This window comes from Chitinophaga sp. 9-1-y (assembly GCF_059511905.2).
In genome coordinates, this window is sequence record NZ_CM197955.1 from 5633115 (window position 1) to 5655651 (window position 22537).

A 22537-nucleotide genomic window follows, 5' to 3' on the forward strand; every position below is an offset into this window, starting at 1 on the left:
GACCCTTTAAAATGAACAACATGAAACGGAATATATTCCCTGCAATCATATTACTGCTGCTACTGGCTACCGGATGGAGCGCCTGTAAAAAAGAAAAGGTACACCTGGACACGATCCCGGTGGGACTGGGCGGCGACTCTTCCACCCAATCACCCACCGATGTATTTATTTATGATAGCTTAACGGTCCCCTACAACGTGGCCGTATATTACAAATGGCAACCCGGACAGCTGGACTTCCCTTATGAAATTGTACCACCTAAGGAAGCTCAGATCGTACCTGCCCTGAAAGCCCTGATGGCCATTACTTTTCAACCGTTTAATGACCAAACCGGCAGCACGGTTTTCTTAAGAAGATATCTTCCTAAAGTGCTTAAAATGGCTGGTAGTGCACAGTACCAAAGCAATGGCAGCATCATTCTCGGACAAGCAGAAGGCGGTACAGCGATGCTGTTGTATGAAATCAACAGCTTTACCCGGCAAATGAAAGACTCCGGCATATTGAAAGAAATAGGACATACCATGCACCATGAATTTGGGCATATACTGAATCAGAATATCCCATATCCCATTTCCTTCAAACAAATTACTCCGGGCTACACCGGCAACTGGTACAATATTTCTGACCAGGCTGCCCGTAAACAAGGTTTCATTTCTGCTTATGCAGAATCTGATCCGGGAGAAGATTTTGTGGAAATGGTAGCTACCATGCTGATAGGCGGCAGAAATGGTTTATCTGGTTATGATGACTACGAAAAAATTATGGCAGAACAAACCGGCGGGCCAGGTTCCCAATCCTACCAATTGCTTAGGGCCAAAGAAGCGGCAGTGGTAGACTATTATGCGAGGTCATGGAACATCGATATCTATGCGCTACAAGCCAGATGCCGCCGTGCATTAACCGGGTATTTCCAATAATTGTATCACCTGAATTGTTATTTATGAAAAAATTACTGATATATCTTCTTGGCGCTACCGCTCTGCTCTCCGGCTGCGACAGGAAATCGGATCTGAATATAGATGGTAAATCTGCTGATCAGCGCCTCTCTGAAGCACTGGCCAATTACCAGAAAAAGCTCACGGATGCGCCTTATGGATGGATACTCACCGAGTATACCAATGGTACCGCACTAAATGGTGGTGTTACCAAATCAGGTCCCAGAGCTATCTTTTCTTACTACATGACATTTGATAAGAGCAACCGGGTAGCTATGATCTCTGATTTTAGTCCGTCCATGTCTACTACGTTCAATACATCGTCGTACTTTATCAAAGCTACCCAGCGTCCTACGCTGATCTTTGATACTTACAGCTACCTGCATGTGCCTTGTGATCCTGATGTAGCCGTATCCCAGAGTCCTTTTGGCAGCGGCTTCGGCTGGGGCACCGACTTTGAGTTTTCTTTTGCCGACAACGTGGCAGCCACCGAGCTGGGTGATACCATTCACCTGACCGGTAACCTGAATAAAACACGCGTTACGCTGGTAAAAGCCACCCAGGCAGATCAACAACTGTTTACGACCAAAGGATTTGCAGCTTATGCCACCTTTAACCAACTGCTCACTTACTTCAAACGGGTAAAGGGCGGCCCAGAACAGATTGAACTGACTCCCGGCACGGGCGGACGAACCTTGAATATCAAATCGGCCAGCCATCCGGAACTGATCAACGTAGCAGTACAGTATACTGCCAATAACATGGTGCTGGAAACACCCGTTGCCTTAGGCGGACAAACCATTAAAAGCTTCAATAACCTGGTTTGGAATGCTGGCACTCAAAATATCAGTGTCAGCATTAATGGAACTACGCCTGCCACCATTGATACGGCGCTGGATCCTATCGCACCAGAAGCAGATATTGCATCGAACTTTTATACAGAAGGTAATACAAACCCCTGGCTGGCGGTAGCCGGTTTTCACGTGAACGGTAAAGATGATGCTTATGACATCCTGCACTTAACGTATCCAGGCGCCAACTACTATCGTTTTGTCTACATCCCTGGTGGTGTAAATGGCGGAGACCTTGACTTGTTATCACCTTTCTTCATCGGTGGTAGCACCTCCTACCCTTACCTGCGTAAAGGATTGGCCAATACCTATCTGGGAGATAACGGGCAACTGATATTTGTGATGGTAGATTTTGGCGGTATAATTCCCCCCACCCGTCTCCTGATCACTAATAATATCTTTGCCACAGGGAAAGTAGCACCACCTTACGCGGCTGATTCCCCTGGATTCTATATTGTCCGTAAGGAAGATGGTGTTTCTTTTGACATGGTGACCGCAGGTGACGGTCTGGGCTGGATGACATGGAGTCATCAGTAATCTTAAACTAAAAACATCCGCAAATGAAAAAGATATTCTTTCTACTCATGATCACCGGCAGCGCATTTGGTGTACAAGCGCAACAAAGCGCTACCAAACCGGGAGACATCATTATGGCAGATCTAAAAAACACATTGGCTAACCTGGACTATACCGACCTGTTTATGCCAAAGATTGCTGTATCAGATGCACAAAAGCCAGCGGCCAATAAAATCTTTGCAGACTACATGGCGGCCAGGAAAGCACTGTGGCTATCTACCAGGAACAATCCTGCAGTGTACCAACAGCAACAACCTGCGTTATTCAACACCTTTAAAACAAATCTAAGCACTGTACTCAGCGCAGAACAAATGAATGCGTTTCTGGCCACCAAACCAGCCCGCGGCGATAAAAAGAACTATCTCACCGGACTGTTTTATTAAGAAGCAGAAAGCGAAAAGCATAAAGCATAAAGCTATTATAGCGAATGATCAAAGCGTATATCCGCAATGATGATTCGCTATAATAGCTTTATGCTTTTCGCTTTGTTTACAGGTGCTTTAGCACTTATGCTTTATGCTCCCAAAATCAACTTCTCCAAAATCCTCACCGCCTCTGTCAATTCTTTGTTATTGAGTGACGCGAAACCCAGCCGCAGCCCGTTTCGTGAGGCCGCACCATAATGATATTGTTCACCGGAAGCGATCCGTAATCCATTGGCCCTCGCTTTTTCTGCTAACTTTATTAAGGATATTTTGGGAGAGAAGCGCACCCAAACAGCCATTCCTCCTGCCGGAATCGTAAACTGTACGGCATCTCCCAGGCGCGTTTGTAACAGGTGACAGAGCAGGTCACGGCGTTCCTTATATATTTTATTGGACTTCTTTAAATGCCTTTCTATGGTACCATCTGTCAATAGATTGGCTAATGCCTGTTCAGAAAGATTATCTCCCCGTAAATCCATCAGGCCGCGAAGCGCAGCTGCTCCTTTGATGAAACTGGCGGGTGCAATCATAAAACCAATACGGATCGACAAGCCCAGTGACTTGGTAAAAGAACCAATATAAATAACATTTCCACCATGGTCAGCACTGGCCAAAGGTAAAATAGGCGCCGAGCTGTAGTGAAAATCGTAGTCATAGTCATCTTCAATCACGGGCAGGTTATATTTCCGGATGATGGTTAGCAGCTTCATTCTTCGGGCAGCACTCAGTGTCACCGTAGTAGGATGGTGATGATGAGTGATCAGGTACAACATCTTTATTTTTTTGCTGCTACACAACTTTTCCACGGCATCTACATCTATTCCTTCTTCATCCACCGGCACATATAACAGGCGGGCGCCCAACTGTTCAAAGCAGAGATCTGCAAAAAAATAATTCGGACTACCCACAATCACATAATCATCTTTTTTGATAATCATCGCAGCTGCCAGGTAAATAGCCATTTGCGCGCCACGGGTAATCATGATATGATCAATGGCAATACTGAGGCCCCGTGTGTCGGTTAAATAGTGTACCATGGCCTCCCGCAAGGCGTCACTCCCCATTGGCTTACCATACATTAACAGTTTATGATACCGTGGACTTTCTATAACAGATCTGCATTCCCTTACCCATTCTTTTAGCGGTGCCAGGCGGGCGTCGGGAAACCCGTCATTGAGCACCAGCATGGCTCCTGCTACCGGCGGTGGCGTAGGGGTTACCACGGTAGGAATACGATGAAAAGCAAACGACGCCTCCTCTCCGTAAGGAGAAACCGTTTTCCGGTAGGTCCGGGCGCGGATCACCGGTAAATTGGTCGCCACCATCACCCCTTTGCGGGGCACTGCTTCCAGCCAGTCCTGGCTGATCAGTTCCTCATAAGCGGCCATCACCGTTTTACGGTGTAACTCCAGCTGTTCCGCCAGCACACGGCTTCCCGGCAGAAAAGAACCTGGCTTCAGGAGGCCTTCCTGTATCAGGCCTATCAGGCTATTGGAGATTTGCTGATATACCGGCAGCTTCAGCGATTTATCTGTTTGTATAAGCGTTTTAAATGGAAGCATCTGGACTACTCACCAATTGTAAAGTGGACTACTAAGATACTCCAGCAACTTTTAATTTTGTAGTATAATTTTTACGATAAAACCATCACGATATGACCGAACGTTTTTTAATGAAAGAAGTTGATCCGGCTGCCTATAAAGTAATGCTGGCACTGGAAGATTACCTGGAAACCACCAGCATTTCTCCACTTCACCACGAAATGATCCGGGTAAGGGCATCCCAGATAAATGGTTGTGCCTATTGCCTTAATATACATAGCCAGGATGCACGTAGTAAAGGAGAAACAGAACAGCGTTTATACCTCCTCCCCGTTTGGCGCGAAGCCCCGCAATTCACCGAAGAAGAAAGGGTTATCCTGGCGCTCACAGAAGAGGTAACGCTCATCCACCAACAGGGATTAACAGCCGCTACTTACGAAAAAGCAGTACAACATTTTGGGGTGAAAGGTACCGCCGAACTCATTATGGCCGTTAACACCATCAACGCCTGGAACCGTATTGGTATTTCCTCACACCGGGTACCCGGAAAATAATAACCTATGCCTGTTATTCAAAAAGCCATTACGGATGCCGATTTCCTGGCTTGCAGTGAAGTTATTTTGTACCTGCGCCCTCATTTGAAAAAAGAAGCGCTGCTGGCACAGATAAAAGAAATGCAGCAGGAAGACTACCAGGTCATCTACATCGCGGCAGATGATGACCCAACCAAGGCCGCTGCCTTTGCAGGCTTCCGGCACATGAACAAGCTGGTTAGCGGGAAAATTATTTATATCGATGACCTGGCCTGCTTGCCTGCCTACCAGGGCCGGGGCTATGCCGGGATGCTACTGGATCATATCAAGGCACAGGCAACAGCAGAAGGATTACCACGGGTGCAACTGGACTCCGGTCATGACCGGCACCCGGCGCACCGGGTATATCTCCGGAAAGGATATTATATTTCTGCACATCATTTCACACAACCGCTGTAAAAATTACGAATTACGAATTACGGATTACGAATTACGGATTTGTGAGTAGATGGAAGCGATGTTAATCTTCGCGTTTACTATCTACCCACAAATCCGTAATTCGTAATTCGTAATACTTACTTCCTGGCCAGTACCTTCAAGGACACGGTCAGTTTATCATCAATGGCATTGTCAGGGCCTACGCCGAAGTCTTTGCGGTTAATAGTAAACTGTCCGTTCAGCTGACAATCATTTGCTCCCACCACCGCGGTAAACGGGAATGCAATGGTTTTGGTAACCCCTTTAATGGTTAGTGCGCCGGTGAGCTGGTAAGTATTCGGTTTATCCGTAGCCGTTATACTGGTAGCCAACAACCGCATGTTGGGATATTTAGCGGTATTGAAATACTTTTCGTCCATTAAATCGCGATCCCGTTTACCGATGCCGGTACTGATTGTATTCACGGCTACTGTGGCATCTATGGCGGCCGACTTCAGGTCGTGCGGATCAAAGCGGACATGGCCTTTCAGCCCCTTAAAATACCCATTTACCGTACTGCTGAAAATAAGGTGATTGACGATCGTAAATTTTACGGTAGCCCCCTCATCAGAGAGGGTGTATTGCTGTGCCTGTACCATGCCGGTGCTAAACACCAGGATACTGCATAACAGGAAGCGAAGAAGAAATACCTGAGTTTTCATGATACAAAGGTGTTTGTTTACCCTTATTCGGCCAAATCGCGTACCATGTTTCTGGCGGGATAGTATAAAAAACAGCGGGCTACCCTTGCATAGTCACCCGCCGTATAGCTATCATTATGAAAAAAGACTATTTTTTACCCGTTTCCTCTTTAAAGGCGCTCACGTATTCATGCATAATTTCCGTGAGGTTTTCGCCGATAAGTGTGTAGGCATCTGTGGGCAGATTAGCGAGCGATACCCGTACAGACCATTCAGGGCCACCAAATCCACCACCATTGAGCAACACGATGGCGGTTTTTTCTGCCAGCCGGAAAAGGATGTCGGTAGGCTGCATTTTCTTTTGCAACCATTTAGAGAAATCTTCTCCATAAATCTTACTCGCCCAGGAAGCAATATCAATTTCGGAGTAATAGCCGGTGTTCAAAGGATCATCCAATTGTTTCAGCTCTATTTTATCCCACAATAATTTCAGGCGCTTGTGCACCAGTTCCTGTGCTATTTGCTTGTATTTATTTTCTTTATCCAGCAGGGCAAACAGGGAAAACAAGGTCATTTGCGTTTGCTGTGGTAAAGAAAGTCCGGCTGTATGATTCAGCGCTACTTGCCGGCTGTCGGCCACCATGCGATCAATGAATTTCATTTTCTCCGGGTGCAGCGTGGTCGTGTTGTAACGTTTGGCCAGGTCTTTCCTGGCGGCAACGGGTAGTCCGGCAATGAGTTTATCGTAAATATTATCCTCATGAATGGCAATCACGCCTAAGCGCCAGCCGGTACAACCAAAGTATTTAGAGAACGAATAAACACAAATTGTGTTATAAGGAATTTTTGATAACAGTGAGTGAAAGCCGTTGACGAAAGTGCCGTATACATCATCTGTTACAATCATCAGATGAGGATTATCCTTTTTCACGATGGCCGCCAGTTTATCCATAACCGGATGTGCGAGGGCCCTGGAAGGGGGATTACTGGGGTTTACAGCAAACAGTACTTTTATCTCAGGGTCTTTTAATTTTTCCAGTTCTGCATCCGGGTATTGCCAGGTATGCCGTCCTTCTTTCGTTTGTCCGGTAGCGTTAATGTATACTACTTCAAACTGGTAGCGATCCAGCTCCGGAATTTCCAGGTAAGGTGTAAACGTAGGTACCATCAATGCAATGCGGGATCCATGTTTCAGCAGCTTATTCTGCATCAGCGAATCGAAAATATAACACATCGCTGCCGTACCACCCTCCACGGCAAACAGGTCAAACTTCCCCTTGGGTGCCTGTCCTGCACACATCTCCTGTACAATATAATCATGCACAATTGGCTCCATATGTGCCAGCATGCGGCCTGGTACGGGATATTCATTGCCAATGATGCTTTCTGCCAACTCAAAAACGAAATCGTCTTCTCCAAATTGATGTTGTTGTATACCGTATAGATAAGCCTGTTGCAACAGATTGGCGCCAGGTGCATTTTTGTGCAACGCCAGAAATGCTTTAAAGCGATCAGCAATGCCACTTCTTTCCGGTACACCGGCCAACCCATGATTGTCGGCCATATTACGGCGGCATTCCGCTATACCAAATTGCCCCAACAGGAAATAGGCTTCACGCGGCACAGTGGCTACCCAGTTAGGATTACCACGTCCGGCATTCAACATGATTTCAGTACTTTTCTCAGCTTTACTTTCCGCCAGCGAAATGAGGGTATCCTTCAATTCAAAGGGGCTTAGTTTCTGCAACGCACGTTGCTCTGCTACCGTGGTTTTAATATAAGATAGTCCCATAATTAATTATTGAGGCATCAATATTTAAAGAAATAACTCTGCAAAATATCTTTGTTAGTAGTTTGGGTGAGTCCCAACATCAGTAGTATCCTTGCTTTCTGGGGATTGAGGTCATCGCTCACAATGGTACCCAGCGTTTTATCATCTACTTCATCATACTGCGTAACCCTGCCGGAGCCAACATGACTGGATCTTACCACCACCACTCCTTTTTTCACGGCTGCATCAATAGCATCATAAAAAGCTTTATTGAAGTTACCATTACCCACGCCGGCAATAATAATTCCCTTATAACCTTCTGCTACGAAGTTATTAATGGCGCCAGGTTCTGCGTCTGTATACATATAGGCAATACCTACTTTGGGTAATGTTTTATCACCGGTAATATTAAAAGGTGTTTCCTTATCTGCTTTACGAACAGGGGTCATGTAATAAATTACTTTACCGTCGTATACTTGTCCTGTTGGGCCGAGGTTGGGAGAGTGAAAAGCACTTACCTTGGTGGTACTTCCTTTTGATACATCACGGCCATCAAATATATTTTCATTAAATACTACCATTACTCCGCGGCCATTGGATTTAGGGTTAGCAGCTACGGTAACGGCATCAAATAAATTTTTAGGTCCATCAGCGCTGATAGCGGTAGATGGCCGCATAGAACCGGTGATCACTACCGGCTTATTACTACGTATGGTCAGATTCAGGAAATAAGCTGTTTCCTCCTGTGTATCGGTACCATGGGTGATCACTACGCCTTCGGCTTCATTATGGGTAAAAATTTCGTTGATACGCTTGTTGAGTTTCATCCAGATATCGATCGTCATATCCTGGCTACCAACATTCGCCACCTGTTCTCCGGTAATATCCGCGATGTTTTCAATACCTGGCACCGCTTTCAGTAGTGATTCAATAGGCACCTTTCCTGCGGTATAAGCAGCCCTGTCGGCGGAAGCACCTTCTCCGGCAATAGTACCACCTGTAGCAAGGATAATAATGCGGGGTTTCTGAGCCAGGGCGGTTATACTAACAAATAATACTACGATTAAAGTACATAAGGATCTCATATGTAATGCTTTTAATACCTTTAGATTGTTTGGTAGGAATTGTTAGGATATTAGAACACCGGAAGCCGCCAGATTGTTCGAAGGCGGTTTTTTGTCTTATCCAGGATTAGACTGATTAACCTGATTTTGATTTTTTGATTTTATAAGATGAAAAAAATTTGGGGAGATGTAAACGGATATATCCATTTACATCTCCCCAAATCTTGTGACATCAAAAAAATAAAATCAGCCTAATCCCTTTAATCCTGAAAAAGACAAACATCAATTACTTTCCGCAACTTTCTTCAGGCCCTCCAGGATCTGCTTCCAGTTCTTTTTAGAATCCTCGCAGGCTTCCTGGCTGGCGAAGTTGGATTGGGTAACAGAAAATTGAGTTTCTCCCTGTCCGTTTTTTTCCAGGCGATAAACGATCGTGGAATAATTGTCCGGGATGTCTTCTTTGCCGGTGCTTAAATAGCTGTAGGATAACAGCTGGTCTTTTTCCACCGCCAGTACTTCTCCTTTTTCTTCATATCGTTGTCCTTCCCATTCACCGGACCAGATCACCGGGCTTCCTTTTTTCCAGTCGCTCTCTACATCTGTTCCAAAAAAATAACTTTTAATCTGTGCTTTGTCCGTGATGGCGGTCCACACTTTTGATGCATTCGCGTGAATGTTAATTGAGGCCGACATGGTCAGTTGCTTATCCATAATAAAGTATTTTAAAGATGACTACAATATTAAGCAGTTGCAGCAACCAGCTGTTGCATTTTACGGATTAATTCTAACCGAATTGGGTGTAACGCCAAACTTCTTTTTAAACGCATTATTAAAATGTTGCGGGGTGGCATAACCCAGTTCATACGCTATTTCTGCCGATGTTTTTTCGGTATCCAGCAGGTATTGATTGGCTAGTTCCAAACGTTGTCCGGTCAGGTATTCGAATACCGTGCTGTTAAATGTTTCTTTAAAACCACGTTTGAGTTTATATTCGTTCAGTCCTACCAGTTGCGCTATTTCAGACAGTCCTGGTGGATCATTTAAACGTTCGTGAATCAAATCCCGGACCGCAATAATTTTTTCTTTGTCTGCTTTATTTTTCAGGAAGATGTCTTTTTTAGTGGCCGCATAGTTATACGCTTCTGCCGACAGCACCAGTAATTCAATGCTCTTCGACAGCAGGAATAATTTCTTCAACTGCCCGGTAAAGCGACATTGCATAATTTGCCCGATTACCGCCTGTGTAGGCGGATCAATAGGTCCCCAGTTTTCGGAGAGCAACGCATGCCGGCCCGCCAGTATATGTTCACAAAAGCGCTGCAGGGAATCATTTCCCGTTTGTGTAAACTCGACGAACAGGCTTTTAGGAAACTGTACCCCAAAAGTTTCTATTTCCGCTGTTTTAGGCCGCACTTCTATTTCAAAGCCATCGGAGTACATAATATTGTGATGCCCTCCTACCAGGTCAAAGGAGCGGTTCAACTGCTTATAAGAAAAGGCATAGTCTCCTTTCAATCCGAAATGTAACCGTACCACATCGTTATCGGCGCTGGCATGCATCAGATCGGCCTTACGGTAGTTGGAAATAGTATGTGTAAGCCGGATATCGTCACTATACCAGTCGGTAACAGTGGTAATACTGTTAGGGGTGGTTAATTCATATTGTTTATCATGGTTCCTCATACACTTTAAAATTACGAATAATACCTACCTTTAAAAAACAATCCTATGTCCTGCTATCTTTGAAAAACACAATTAATACTGGTGCTACTACAATTTTTGGCCATATAGGCGGCTTACCTTTGCGTCATCCAATTATCAAAATATAATAAAAGCAGATTATCATATGGAATACAGAACATTAGGCACTACAGACGTGAAATTGTCTGCCATTGGTTTGGGCTGTATGGGCATGAGTCATGCCTACGGTGTACCCGATGATGTGGAATCCATTGCCACACTTGAAAAAGCACTTGAAATAGGTATTAACTTCTGGGACACCGCAGATGTATATGCAGCGGGCAAAAATGAGGAGCTGATCTCGAAGGTGCTGAAACCTAACCGTGATAAAATCTTCATTGCCACCAAGTTTGGATTTTCCATGAATACGGAAGTCCGTGCGGGTAATTTCGATGGTTCTCCGGCCTATATGAGAAAGGCCGTAGAAGCCAGTCTGAAGCGTTTGCAAACAGATGTGATCGATTTATATTATGCACACCGTATTGACCCTAACGTACCCGTAGAAGAAATGGTAGGCGCTATGGCAGCACTGGTAAAAGAAGGGAAAGTGCGCTACCTGGGCCTGTCTGAAGCCTCTGCCAACACCTTACGCAGAGCTTGTGCCGTGCATCCCATCAGCGCCTTACAGAGTGAATATTCCCTGCTGACCAGGGATGTGGAAAAAGAGATACTGCCGGCGTGTAAAGAACTGGGCATCACCTTTGTGCCTTTCAGTCCGCTGGCCCGTGGCCTTGTTACCAACGATCTCGACATTTCCTCACTGGCAGATAACGACTTCCGGAAACAGCTGCCCCGCTACCAGGGCGAACACGCTGAAAACAACCGGCTGCTGGCCGCCGGATTTGCGGAACTGGCTGCCGGTAAAAACTGTACCCCCGCCCAGCTGGCCCTGGCATGGGTGCTGGCACAGGGAGAGGATATCATCCCTATCCCCGGTACCAAAAGAAGAAAATACCTGCTGGACAATGCCGGTGCAGTAAACGTACACTTAACCGCAACAGACCTGCAAAACCTGGAAGATTTGCTCAAAAAATATCCTAACACCGGCGACCGGTACAGCGAAAGCATGAACAAGCTGGTGGATAAAAGCTGATCCGAATTTTGTCTTTCTCAGGATTAAACTGAGTATACTGATTTTTACTTTTTGATTTTATAAGATGTAAAAAAATTTGGGGAGATGTAAGCGAATATATTCGCTTACATCTCCCCAAATTCTGTTAAATCAGTAAAAAAAAAAAATCAGTATACTCAGTTTAATCCTGAAAAAGACAAAATTCGCTTATTTCCCCCAAAAGGGATACAACGGCGTCTCCACATGTGCTTCTTTCATATATCCGGCCATTTTTGTTGCAATATCAGGATGTGTAGTGGCTACATTCTTTGTTTCTGCCGGATCTGCAACAAGGTCGTATAACTCTACCGCGCCGTCGGGATGTTGCTGTGCCTGCTGCCTCACTGCTTTCCACTTGCCCTGGCGTACTGCCTGGCGACCACCATCTTCATGAAACTCCCAGTAGAGATAAGGATGTTCCTGCTGACCTTTGCCGCCGGTTAATGTAGGCAACAGGGATACGCCATCCGTGTAAGGCACCGCAGGTGCCTTGGTGAGGGCAGCCAGCGTAGGCATAATATCCCAGAATGCTCCCTTGAAACTATTGGTGCTGCCTGCCTTTATACGACCCGGCCAGCGTGCAATGAAAGGTTCGCGGATACCGCCTTCATACAAATCTCTTTTTACCCCGCGTAACCCACCGGCACTGTTGAAGAAAGCCGGGTCTGCACCGCCTTCTGTATGTGGACCGTTATCGCTGGTGAATATTACGAGGGTGTTTTTATCCAATCCCAGCGCCTGGAGACGGGCCATTACTTCCCCTACGTAATTATCCAGGCGGGTCATCATAGTTGCAAAGGTGGCGTGTGGATAAGCCTGTGACGCATATCCCGGTACCGTGGCTTTAGGGCCGTAATCGTTGCCTTTATAAGGCTTCTCCGCAAATTTGCCTTTGAAATGACGGAATAAACTATCATCAGGCACCTGCAACTCTGCATGTGGCAACGTATACGTCAGGTACAGAAAGAACGGTTTGTTTTTGTTTTCTTCGAGGAAACGCAGCGCCTGTTGCTGAATCATGTCTGGTGCGTAGGTGCTCATTTGCGCCAGTTGCTCATTTCCCGGCAACACTACTTTGGTATCGTTATCCCAGAGATGTGTGGGGAAGTAACGATGCGACTGCCGCTGGCAATTATAGCCATAAAAGCGATCGGTTCCGTGCCGCAAAGGATCGCCGGAAGAGCCTACTGGTCCCAGTCCCCACTTACCGAAGATACCGGAAGTATACCCGGCCTTTTTCAGTACTTCCATCACCGTTATAACGGTATCGGCTATAGGTTGCTGGCCTTCTGGTTGTATTTCTTTATTGCCGCGGATAAAGGTATGCCCGGTATGTAAACCGGTAATCAGCGATGCCCTGGAAGGGGCGCAAACAGAAGTGCCGGCATAGAACTGTGTAAATCGCATGCCTTGCTTCGCCAGTTGATCAATATGTGGGGTACTGAATTTTTGCTGACCATAGGCACTCAGGTCTCCGTAACCTAAATCATCTGCGAGAATAAAAACGATGTTCGGAGTAGTAGCGGATGTCTGCTGCGCGTTTACCGGCGCCGACAACAGCGCGCAGCCTGCTATAGCTGGCAGCAGCTTTGTAAAAATGTTCCTCTTCATAGTGTTTCATTGTTCTTAGTCAGCCAAAATACAAAGTATTCCGGAAGTATTATAACCACCTCTGGCACATTCAAATTGTTTAGTACCCCCCTGCTGGTAGAAAAAACAGCCGCATTCGTATAAAAATGCCCCTCGCTAAGGAGGATGCCTATACTTTTGACTGTAACCTGCCAAACACTCCATGCGCAAAAAAGTAATATTGTTCCTGTTAATCGTATTCCCCACCCCGCTGCTAGCCTACAAGTATGGGGAACACAAAGCCATTGGCGACAAAGCTTTTATTCAATTCCTGCAACGGGTAGGTAACCAGCCGCTCATGGCTTCCTTCCTGCAATACGCCGGTATCCGGTCAGATAGTATCCAGCAGCGTTATTACTTTCCTTCTCTTACAGAAGATGAAAAATACGAGGTGTCTTACGGTGTCTTAAATGGCCTAAGCGGGGATCATGAAAGCAATCCCTTGCTGCTGGAAGAACAGCTGCGCTACCGCTACTCAGTAATACAGCGTCTCCTGGTATTACATGAACAGTATATAGCAGCAGGCTATCCGGCGGCGCCGGATGGCAAACTGACCAAAGTAGATTTCAGCTATGCGCTACAGGCTGCTGTGAACATTTCGCATTTCTACGAGTATAAAAAATCATTCTTTCAACAGCTGCGTCACTTTGATAAAGCCAACGTGAAACAATGTGAAAATCCTGCCATGGTAGCGGATATATTCAAACAATTGAGTAATACCAATGCGATCAATATGTATGTCACCCTGCATACGCTGGCCATTGACCTGGCCGAACAAAGCGCCAGGCTGGCTAAAATCAGCGATCCTGCTGCCGGCAAATTATTATACTATGCGTTCCTCTTCAATGGTTTTGCAGATCATTTTCTGGAAGATGCATTCGCAGCGGGGCACCTGGTAGTAAACAGAACCCTGTTGGCCTCTGTTACCAACAATAAAGCATTGCATGATTTCTATTGCCAAAATGGCGCTACCGTAGTCAATCAAAAAGGAGAAATATGGCATGCGTATGGCGACGGGGAATACAACCATACTCACAGCAGCTGGAAGAAGTCCCCGTCTCTCCAGGATATTACCTATCCCATTGAAACACCCGAATCCGAAAGGGTCATCAACGCCGTAACGTTATCCCTGCAGGATCTGTGGACCGCCTATCAGCAGGCGTATACCGATGACCGTTATACGCCCTTTTTGCAGCGCATTCCGGATGATAAGGCCACCCAGGCGTCTTTCCTCATCCACCATATTCCGAGCCTGGCTTTGGTACCAATTCCTTATAATTCTGACCTGGCCGCCGTGATGGATGGTCAAACCACTATTACGCCGGCCATGCAACAGGCTAACCGTCCGCTGTATTATCGCAATTTCGTGCGCAGCAGGGTATCTAACTCCCTGGTGGTAGCGATTAACAGTAACTTCACCCCCGGTGAATATTACCGGGCCATAGATTTCCGGTTGAATGTGGGCAACTTCTCCAACAACTATTCTTTAAACAGCAAAGGGGGCAAAAAGGGCACATTCGACTACTGGCTCGGTTATACCGCAAGCTATAGTTTGGTGCGGTCTGCTGTGATGCAATACAAGGATAACACCTGGGATGTACAACAGGCGCGGGTAGGCATCCGGAGCAATTTCGACTTATGGGTTACCGACCGGAAATTTATTGGCATTTACAATTATACAGAAGTGGGCCTGGAGTTCACGCATCACAACACGGCCTTTATTTTTGTGCCTGCGGTTGGTTTACAACTGGCATCGCTGATTAACCTGAACTACTTTAACATGCCGGTATGGTTGCGCATTCCGGCACAATACTTTTTGCCGTTGAAGATCAGCTATGGCACGGTATTATCGCCTCGCCGGTCTCCGCGATATTTCTCCGGACTGGAAATGGATATCTTCTTTTAACTTATTTGCTGAGTAATTTCTTCTTTACAAATTCATCAAAAAAATAAGTGCGGTAATTATTGCCAATCGCGATTTCGTGATGCTGGATGTAAATGGTATTGTTATCGAACGTGTGAATATGTTGTACGTTTACAATATAAGACCTGCTGACTCTTACAAACAACAGCGGTGGTAACTGCTCATAAATGGTTTTGATGTTCATGGCGGTAATAATTTTCCGCCCAGGTACATGTAAGATCACATAATCTTTCAGGCCTTCGATAAACAGGATATCCCGGAAGTATACCTGGAAAAATTTACGATCGGCTTTCACATATACCGCATCATTTGCTATAGACGCGCTGCCGCTGGTTTGGTGGGATTCGTCCAGCATGCCGCGATACAACAATGCCTTGTTTACGGCTTTCACGAAGCGTTCCAGGTGAAGTGGTTTTACCAGGTAGTCTACCGCATCCACTTCATAGCTGTTCAGTGCATATTCAGCGTAGGCGGTGGTAAATATAACCAGTGTTTCCGGGGAAATGGCTTTGGCGAAATCCAATCCGTTCATACCGGGCATTTGTATATCCAGGAATACAAGATCAACTTTATTGAGTGCCAGGAATTCGGCTGCAGAGCCGGCATTGTTAAAGCAACCTTTCAGGTGTAATCGCTGATCCGCTGCTATCAGCACTTCCAGCCCTTCTCTTGCCAGCGGCTCATCATCGACAATAATGCAATTCATATCGGTATGGTTAAGGTGATATGATATTCTGTGGTGCCGTCTTCCATCCCTAACCGGTGTGTATCCGGGTATTGCAGTTCCAGGCGGCGTTTCACATTGGTTAGTCCCAGGCGGCCATGTTCCCCCGCCGGCGGCATCACCGCCGGCTTTGAATTAATACAGGCAAAGATAAGCTTATCTGGCTGCCGGTTAAAGGTCAAATGAACGTACGACTTTTTAAGAGGATCTACACTATGTTTCACGGCGTTTTCCACAAAGGGGATGAACAGGAAAGGCGGTATCAGTACCGGGTCAGTGCCCGTGTCATCGGTGATGGTGAATTCAAAAAAATCACGACGGATCTTTTCGAGATCCAGGAAATCACGTAAAAAACGAATGTCTGCGCTTAACAGTACTTGTGCGCGATTGCTGTCGTATAGCTGGTAACGCAGCAGGTTCGACAAGCGCAGTAATATCTGCGAAGCCTTCACTGGATCCCGCTGGGTGAGTACATGCGCATTGTTGAGCATATTGAACAGGAAATGCGGATTGATCTGGCTTTTCAGTTCCTGCAATTCGGTATTCAGCCGGATATTCTCCAGCTGGTGAATGCGCTGGCTGTCGATGATCCATCGTTGAAACAGCTTGATAGCGGTGGTGGCTGCAATGAAGATACTGAAAACGATTCCGAAAGAAATAATATCCATAGGTGTGGATTGATCTTCTTTGGGTACGCGTGAAAATTGTTCGAAATAAGGGCGCAGCACAAATGCAATCAGGCAATAAAAAGAAACAATGATCAATACCACGGCTCCCACGTATTGCAGGTATTTCCGGGTAAACAAAAACCGGGGTACCAGTACGTACAGGTTGATATAGGGAGGTAACATCAACAGTATAAACACGGTGATTTTCAGGTAGGTTTCCATCCCCTGCTTCAGGTCAGAGTTACCGGTCATGACTACTACCAATAGCAAACAAATGAAGGTTAAATGGCGGTAAACCTTCATTTGCCGGGTTAGCAAAAATTTCAGAAATGGATTCTTATAAATATCGTTCAGCATATTGGGGGGTTCCACCATTACTGTATAGCTATTTATCTTAAAATTACGGAACGCGCTGCACATGACGGGCCTTTTTATAGCAACGCCGATATTTTTTTATACGAAACGCGTGTGGATATAGATATGGCAAAAAAATAACCAGTGAAGCACGTCGTTTTTTGCCGGAACAAAAAAGGCAGTAACAACAAAGGTATTGTTGTTACTGCCATCGGGAGATATTGTTCGCTGTGCGTCTGCTACATTTTAAACACTTTTCCACCTACCATTACTTCCTGGGTAGCTTCATCGAAAGTGGCTTTCATGCCGGTACGATAAGCGGCATTGCCCATGATCAGTGCGATAGAATGGGAATACGCCGCTTCAATAGGCGCATTCGGTTGCTTACGTTCACGTACACACGACATCCAGTTACGCACGTGTGCATTGGTGAGCGGGTCGCCGCCGGTGTTGGCGCTGGTGGCTGCCGCATCTTCATTGCTGAGGGTTTGTGGCTGCAGCAGGTTGGCGTGCATACCCATTTCCTGTGCTTCTCTTTCTGTGAGACCACCGGTAGCAGAAATCTGGTTGGTAGACATATCAATGGTACCGCCGTTGGAATAATAAATTTCTTTGGTACCACCGGCAGAGTTATGAAAGCGGCTGCTATACATTACCTGGAATCCGCTGCTGGGATCATTTTCAGGACCATAGTCAAATACGGCGGTCAGGGTATCCGGGTTTTTACGGCCATCTTTCCACATATAGATGCCACCGTTAGCTACGGCGGTACGAGGATGTTTCAGGCCGCTGAACCAGTGTACCGTATCAATCTGGTGGGTCATCCATTGACCAAAAATACCGGATGAATACGGCCAGAACAGGCGATACTCCAGGTATTTGCGTGGATCCCAGCTATCGTTCGGGCGGCCTGCCAGGAAACGTTTCCAGTCGGTATCAGATTCGCGGATGGATTTTACCAGGTCCGGGCGACGCCAGCGACCGGGCTGGTTCACGTTCCAGGTCATTTCCACCATAGTGATAGGGCCAAATTTGCCTTCTTTGATGAAGTTAGCGGCAGCGTGGTAGCTGGGGCCACTACGGCGTTGGGTACCTACCTGCATAATGCGGCCGGAATCCTTTACCGCTTTCAGTGCATTGCGGGCATCCTCCATGGTTTCAGCGAAAGGCTTTTCGCTGTATACATCACATTTATTTTTTACGGCTTCTATGGTATGATAGGCATGTGCGAAGTCGGGCGAAGCAATAAATACCGCATCCAGTCCCTTCACATTATACAGTTCATCATTATTCATACAGGCCTGTACGTTATGCCCGGTTTTTTGTTCCAGGAAAGCCTTTCCTTCTTCGCGGCGACGGTTCCAGATATCGGAAACGGCAATGAGGTCGAAATTCAGCGCTTTGTTGTTATTAAAAAAGGAGGGCATCAGCGCTTGCCGGGCGCGGTCGGAAAACCCTACCAGGCCCACATTGATGCGATCATTGGCGCCCATGATGCGGGCATAGCTGCTGGCAGGCATGCCCATGGCGCTGATGGTAATACCGGCGCCGGCCAGTAAGGATTGTTGCAGGAATTCCCGCCTTGTTTTTTTGGATGCTGACATATAAAGCGTTTTTTCTGTTGTTGTTTATTGAATGCCCCAGGCTTCTTTGAGTTGCTGTTGCAGGTAATCGAATGCTGGTTTATATTGTTTGGAAGGGTCATCCCATCTGCATTCCATCATGATATGCCCCTTGAAGCCTATCTTATGCAGGGCCGCGAAATAGGGCTTAAAATCCTGCCTGGCTACACCCGGAGCAGCGCGGTTTTCTCTTTCTGCAATATGGCAGTGTACCAATAAACTCCCCGCCTTTTCAATGCTGGCAGGCGATTCATTTTCCCGCAGCATGTGATAAATGTCTGCTGTAAGCCGGAAATTAGGATGGTGAACAGCGGTGGCTATTTCATACCCTTCTTCCAGCGTATTTACAAAATTGGTTTCTGATTTATTCAGGTTTTCCATGGCAATTACACAATCATACTTTGCGGCGACGGTGGCCATTTTGCGGCACAGCAATATGAACTGCTGCGTTACCTGCTTACGGTCCGCACCTTCCGGCATCTTGCGGGCCTCTCCGCTTCCCAGTACAATGAGCGTCACCCCTGCTATTTTAGCGCGTTGCATCACCGAGTCCACATACCCCAGTACCCTGGCTTCATTCACTTCGTTGCCAGTCAGTTTTATATATCCCGGGATAAATACGTTGCAGCTCTGCACCTTACAGCGACCGCTACGCAGCGCATGCAGCTGTTCCCGGAACTGTACTTCACTCAGGGAAGGCGATAATACCTTACGCACGGTTTCTTCCAGGAATGTAAATCCGCTGCCCGCTGCCAGGCTATCATTCGAAAAAGAAGCACAGATGCCAATGGCTGGCAAAGGCGTTTGTGCATTCGATTGCAAAAACGGGGATAAGAATACGGAAAAGATGAGTAACAACCATGTTTTCATAACCTCTGGGTAATTTGATGTGGAATTGGAACAGCTTTAAGATAATATGTAATTCCGGAAAAACAAAATAGGAAATTTGTCTTGTTCAGGATTATACTGATTATACTGATTTTATTTTTTTGATTTTATAAGATTTGAGGAATAGAGAGATAATAATCTTCTTTAATCTTCTAAAACAAAATCAGTATAATCAGTATAATCCTGCTCAAGACAAAAAATCGCTTTCTGCTTCCGAAACAATATATTTGTGAACAACATAATTCACCGAATGGACCCACTATTAACCCTTCATATCAGGATCATCAACCAGGTATTTGAACTGGATAAGAAAACAGCGGCCAGGCCGGAGCTGCAATCCCTGCAGCGCAACGTGGACCGGATCAAGCAACATTTCGAAGAAGCGGGTTATACCATTCTGAACCCATTGGGAGAAACTTATCACGAAACAAGAATAGATTACGAAGCAAGCATTACCGGTGATATGGCCCCGGAAATGGAAATTGTGAACGTCATCAAACCTGTTGTATACTATACCACCGGCGGACAAAAATCCATTTTACAAAAAGGAGTGGTAATCGCCGCAGCAAAATAAGCCTATGAGCCAGCAAATTAATTTCGGGATTGACCTGGGTACCACTAACTCCCTGATTGGCAAATTCCAGAACGGCAACGTTGAAATATTCAAGAATCCCTTTGGCCAGAAAGAAACACTGCCCTCCGTGGTGGCTTTCCGGAAAGACCGGGTGATTGTAGGCGACAAAGCCCGTGAGCTGATAGAAAAAGATCCGGAAAATGTGTTCTCTTCTTTCAAAAGAAAAATGGGTACCTCGGAATCGTTCTTTGTACCCAATACCAGCGACTTCAAAACACCGGTAGAATTATCTGCCATGGTGCTCAGGGAACTGAAAAACTTTATTTATACCGGCGAAAAACCGGAAGCCGTAGTCATCACCATCCCGGCCTCTTTTGATACGATACAATCCAACGCTACCAAAAAAGCCGGCAATGATGCCGGATTCCGGGAGGTGCAGCTGTTACAGGAACCTATTGCCGCCAGCCTGGCCTTCGCCAACAAACAAAGCAATACCGCCAGCTTACAGGGCCAATGGCTCGTATATGACCTCGGCGGTGGTACCTTTGATGTGGCATTGGTAAAAATCATAGACGGAGAAATGCGGGTGGTAGACCATGAAGGTGATAACTACCTCGGCGGCGTGGATTTCGATATTGCTATCATCGAAAAACTGGTGGTACCCCGGTTACAACAACAGGGGAATTATCCTGACCTGCTCAACCAGTTGCGCAGCGCCCGCGGAAAATACAATACCCTGTATCATATTCTCCTGAAAAAAGCAGAAGAGGTAAAAGTACAACTCACCAACAGCCCCGCCGCTGAAATAGAATTCGAAATTGATGAGCAAGACATTTACCTCACCATTACCCGCGAAGAATTCGAAACCGTGATCTACGACAGTATCCAGTACTCTGTAGATCTCGTTAAAAAGATACTGACCCGCAACCAGCTCACCGCTACCGATATCATGGAAGTAGTGATGATTGGAGGCAGCACGTATATACCACTCGTAAAAACATTGGTGGCCGCACAACTGGGCATCGCTGTGAATTGCAGCGTAGACCCTACTACTGCCGTGGCGGTAGGCGCAGCATGGTATGCGGGCACCCGCTCCATATCAGCGCCGGCAACACGGGAAAACAAGCCAACCACCGGCCACGCCCCGGACATTCATTTCAAAACAGCCTATCAGAAAAATACAGCCGATAAAGAAGAATACTTTACCGCCATTGTTACCGGTCCCGTTTCCGGTTTGAGCTATCGCATTGTACGCACCGACGGAGGCTACGACAGCGGTATTAAGCCACTGCAGGAACGCATTTCTGAAATGTTGTTGCTGGCAGAAAACAGCAATAACGTTTTCAACATCCTGGTATTTGATGCTGCCCACAACGAATTATCCGTAGATGCCCCCGCTATTTCCATCACGCAGGGGAAATTCAATATCCATGGACAGCCACTGCCCAACGACATCTGCATAGAAATAGATGACCTGGAAAATAATAGCACCAAGCTGGAACTCATCTTTGAAAAAAATGCCATTCTTCCTTTGCGCAAAACCATTATCAAAGAGGTAATGAAAACCATTCTGCGCAGTGGAAAGGATAGCCTGTTGATCAATGTGGTAGAAGGAAGTCGCTACGCTATTCCCGGCAGTTGCGTACCACTCGGCATGATTGAAATCAAAAGTGCGGACCTCATCACCGACCTCGTGAAAGGCTCCGATGTAGAAATCACTTTACAGATCAGCGAAAGCAGGGACCTCTCTGTAAAAGCCGTGCTACTCATGAATGAGCAGGAGTTTTCTGAGATATTCAATCCCATGGTACGACAAATCAACATCGGTAAATTACAGGATGATATACACCAACTCAAAATACAGGCTGCCGATAAAATGAAACGGTTTAAAACCAGCCAGCAATACGAACTGGCAGCAGCTGTACAGGAAATTCAATCCGACCTGGACACCGTGAGCGAACGGCTGGAAATGCTCAGCATAGACGATGTAACTGACGAAAAATACCAGCTGGAAGAAAGAAAACGTAAACTGGCGCAACAACTGGATAATACCGGGAAAGACCAGCAGGTAGTAGAAGTGACAGAGCAATATTTTAAGCAGAAAAACTATTGCCTGTGGCATATCCAGGAAGAAAAAGATGAAGCCAGGCTGGCCCGGTTTGAACAAATTACCAAAGAAGAAAGTACGTTTCTTTCCTCCCAGAGTTATTATACCATCAAAGCCAAAACAGATGAGTTAAATAACCTCGGCTGGGAAATTGTTCGTAATAAACCATCCACCTGGATCAATAATTATCATTATTACGCCAACATTCCGCCAAACGACTATACCAATCCACAAATGGCTGCCCGCTTCATGGAAATTGGAGAAAAAGCACTGGCAAGACAAAATTATGAAGAGCTGAAAGCCGCCGTGTATCAACTGCATAACCTGATGCCGGATGATCAGAAAAACAACCAGCCACTGAAAGGTACCGGTATCGGCTAAA

Annotated in this window: 20 protein-coding genes; 9 read left to right on the forward strand and 11 right to left on the reverse strand. The window is 46.2% G+C overall.

From position 1 onward, the window contains the following. Positions 1 to 20 precede the first annotated feature (20 nt). Genes AC5ZC7_RS22110 through AC5ZC7_RS22120 form a run of 3 tightly spaced genes read left to right on the forward strand, consistent with a single transcriptional unit; the run spans position 21 to position 2745 of the window. Entirely contained in the window at positions 21 to 917 is an 897-nt protein-coding gene (locus AC5ZC7_RS22110; protein ID WP_496158871.1) for a substrate import-associated zinc metallohydrolase lipoprotein, read from the forward strand. A 23-nt stretch (positions 918 to 940) separates the two neighbouring features. Further along, on the forward strand, positions 941 to 2323 hold the full coding sequence (locus AC5ZC7_RS22115; protein ID WP_496158870.1) for a DUF4302 domain-containing protein: 1383 nt from the start codon (positions 941 to 943) through the stop codon (positions 2321 to 2323). 23 nt (positions 2324 to 2346) lie between these two features. Then, entirely contained in the window at positions 2347 to 2745 is a 399-nt protein-coding gene (locus AC5ZC7_RS22120; RefSeq protein WP_496158869.1) for a hypothetical protein, read from the forward strand. Positions 2746 to 2876: 131 nt separating this feature from the next. Here the strand turns inward: AC5ZC7_RS22120 and pdxR are convergent, their stop codons facing one another. Continuing rightward, positions 2877 to 4349, reverse strand: a complete 1473-nt coding sequence (pdxR, locus tag AC5ZC7_RS22125) for a MocR-like pyridoxine biosynthesis transcription factor PdxR (protein ID WP_496158868.1) — start codon at positions 4347 to 4349, stop codon at positions 2877 to 2879. Between the two features lie 92 nt (positions 4350 to 4441). Between pdxR and AC5ZC7_RS22130 the strand changes: the two genes are divergently transcribed. Both AC5ZC7_RS22130 and AC5ZC7_RS22135 read left to right on the forward strand, forming a co-directional pair. Then, positions 4442 to 4882, forward strand: coding sequence for a carboxymuconolactone decarboxylase family protein (locus AC5ZC7_RS22130; RefSeq protein WP_496158867.1), 441 nt, complete (start codon positions 4442 to 4444; stop codon positions 4880 to 4882). A 6-nt stretch (positions 4883 to 4888) separates the two neighbouring features. Further along, entirely contained in the window at positions 4889 to 5320 is a 432-nt protein-coding gene (locus AC5ZC7_RS22135) for a GNAT family N-acetyltransferase (RefSeq protein ID WP_496158866.1), read from the forward strand. A 116-nt stretch (positions 5321 to 5436) separates the two neighbouring features. Here the strand turns inward: AC5ZC7_RS22135 and AC5ZC7_RS22140 are convergent, their stop codons facing one another. The 5 genes from AC5ZC7_RS22140 to AC5ZC7_RS22160 form a co-directional block, all read right to left on the reverse strand. Next, positions 5437 to 6000, reverse strand: a complete 564-nt coding sequence (locus tag AC5ZC7_RS22140) for a YceI family protein (RefSeq protein ID WP_496158865.1) — start codon at positions 5998 to 6000, stop codon at positions 5437 to 5439. Between the two features lie 127 nt (positions 6001 to 6127). Next, a complete protein-coding gene (gene aspD, locus AC5ZC7_RS22145; RefSeq protein ID WP_496158864.1) occupies positions 6128 to 7771 on the reverse strand; it encodes an aspartate 4-decarboxylase in 1644 nt (547 codons plus the stop codon). Positions 7772 to 7788: 17 nt separating this feature from the next. Further along, positions 7789 to 8835 carry a type II asparaginase gene (locus AC5ZC7_RS22150; RefSeq protein WP_496158863.1) on the reverse strand — a complete coding sequence of 349 codons (1047 nt, stop codon included), beginning with the start codon at positions 8833 to 8835 and terminating at the stop codon, positions 7789 to 7791. Positions 8836 to 9096: 261 nt separating this feature from the next. Continuing rightward, positions 9097 to 9525, reverse strand: coding sequence for an SRPBCC domain-containing protein (locus tag AC5ZC7_RS22155; protein WP_496158862.1), 429 nt, complete (start codon positions 9523 to 9525; stop codon positions 9097 to 9099). 60 nt (positions 9526 to 9585) lie between these two features. After that, entirely contained in the window at positions 9586 to 10497 is a 912-nt protein-coding gene (locus AC5ZC7_RS22160) for a helix-turn-helix domain-containing protein (protein ID WP_496158861.1), read from the reverse strand. A gap of 163 nt (positions 10498 to 10660) precedes the next feature. On the opposite strand from AC5ZC7_RS22160, the gene AC5ZC7_RS22165 reads away from it, so the two are divergent. Beyond that, positions 10661 to 11647 (forward strand): aldo/keto reductase, encoded by a 987-nt coding sequence (locus AC5ZC7_RS22165; RefSeq protein WP_496158860.1) that lies wholly within the window; start codon positions 10661 to 10663, stop codon positions 11645 to 11647. Positions 11648 to 11833: 186 nt separating this feature from the next. Here the strand turns inward: AC5ZC7_RS22165 and AC5ZC7_RS22170 are convergent, their stop codons facing one another. Further along, entirely contained in the window at positions 11834 to 13276 is a 1443-nt protein-coding gene (locus tag AC5ZC7_RS22170) for a sulfatase-like hydrolase/transferase (RefSeq protein ID WP_496158859.1), read from the reverse strand. 181 nt (positions 13277 to 13457) lie between these two features. Here AC5ZC7_RS22170 and AC5ZC7_RS22175 point away from each other — a divergent pair, with 181 nt between their 5' ends. Then, on the forward strand, positions 13458 to 15200 hold the full coding sequence (locus tag AC5ZC7_RS22175; RefSeq protein ID WP_496158858.1) for a hypothetical protein: 1743 nt from the start codon (positions 13458 to 13460) through the stop codon (positions 15198 to 15200). A 1-nt stretch (position 15201) separates the two neighbouring features. Here AC5ZC7_RS22175 and AC5ZC7_RS22180 read toward each other — a convergent pair whose 3' ends face one another. The 4 genes from AC5ZC7_RS22180 to AC5ZC7_RS22195 form a co-directional block, all read right to left on the reverse strand. After that, positions 15202 to 15924, reverse strand: a complete 723-nt coding sequence (locus AC5ZC7_RS22180) for a response regulator (RefSeq protein ID WP_496158857.1) — start codon at positions 15922 to 15924, stop codon at positions 15202 to 15204. After that, positions 15921 to 16913, reverse strand: coding sequence for a histidine kinase (locus AC5ZC7_RS22185; protein ID WP_496158856.1), 993 nt, complete (start codon positions 16911 to 16913; stop codon positions 15921 to 15923). The genes AC5ZC7_RS22180 and AC5ZC7_RS22185 overlap by 4 nt, the downstream gene beginning before the upstream one ends. A gap of 290 nt (positions 16914 to 17203) precedes the next feature. Then, entirely contained in the window at positions 17204 to 18568 is a 1365-nt protein-coding gene (locus AC5ZC7_RS22190; RefSeq protein ID WP_496158855.1) for a Gfo/Idh/MocA family oxidoreductase, read from the reverse strand. 24 nt (positions 18569 to 18592) lie between these two features. Beyond that, a complete protein-coding gene (locus AC5ZC7_RS22195) occupies positions 18593 to 19456 on the reverse strand; it encodes a TIM barrel protein (protein WP_496158854.1) in 864 nt (287 codons plus the stop codon). A 268-nt stretch (positions 19457 to 19724) separates the two neighbouring features. Between AC5ZC7_RS22195 and AC5ZC7_RS22200 the strand changes: the two genes are divergently transcribed. Together AC5ZC7_RS22200 and AC5ZC7_RS22205 are read left to right on the forward strand one after the other, a co-directional pair. Then, positions 19725 to 20048: a hypothetical protein gene (locus tag AC5ZC7_RS22200; protein WP_496158853.1), complete on the forward strand. Its 324-nt coding sequence runs from the start codon at positions 19725 to 19727 to the stop codon at positions 20046 to 20048. Positions 20049 to 20052: 4 nt separating this feature from the next. Beyond that, entirely contained in the window at positions 20053 to 22536 is a 2484-nt protein-coding gene (locus AC5ZC7_RS22205) for an Hsp70 family protein (RefSeq protein WP_496158852.1), read from the forward strand. Position 22537 lies beyond the last annotated feature (1 nt).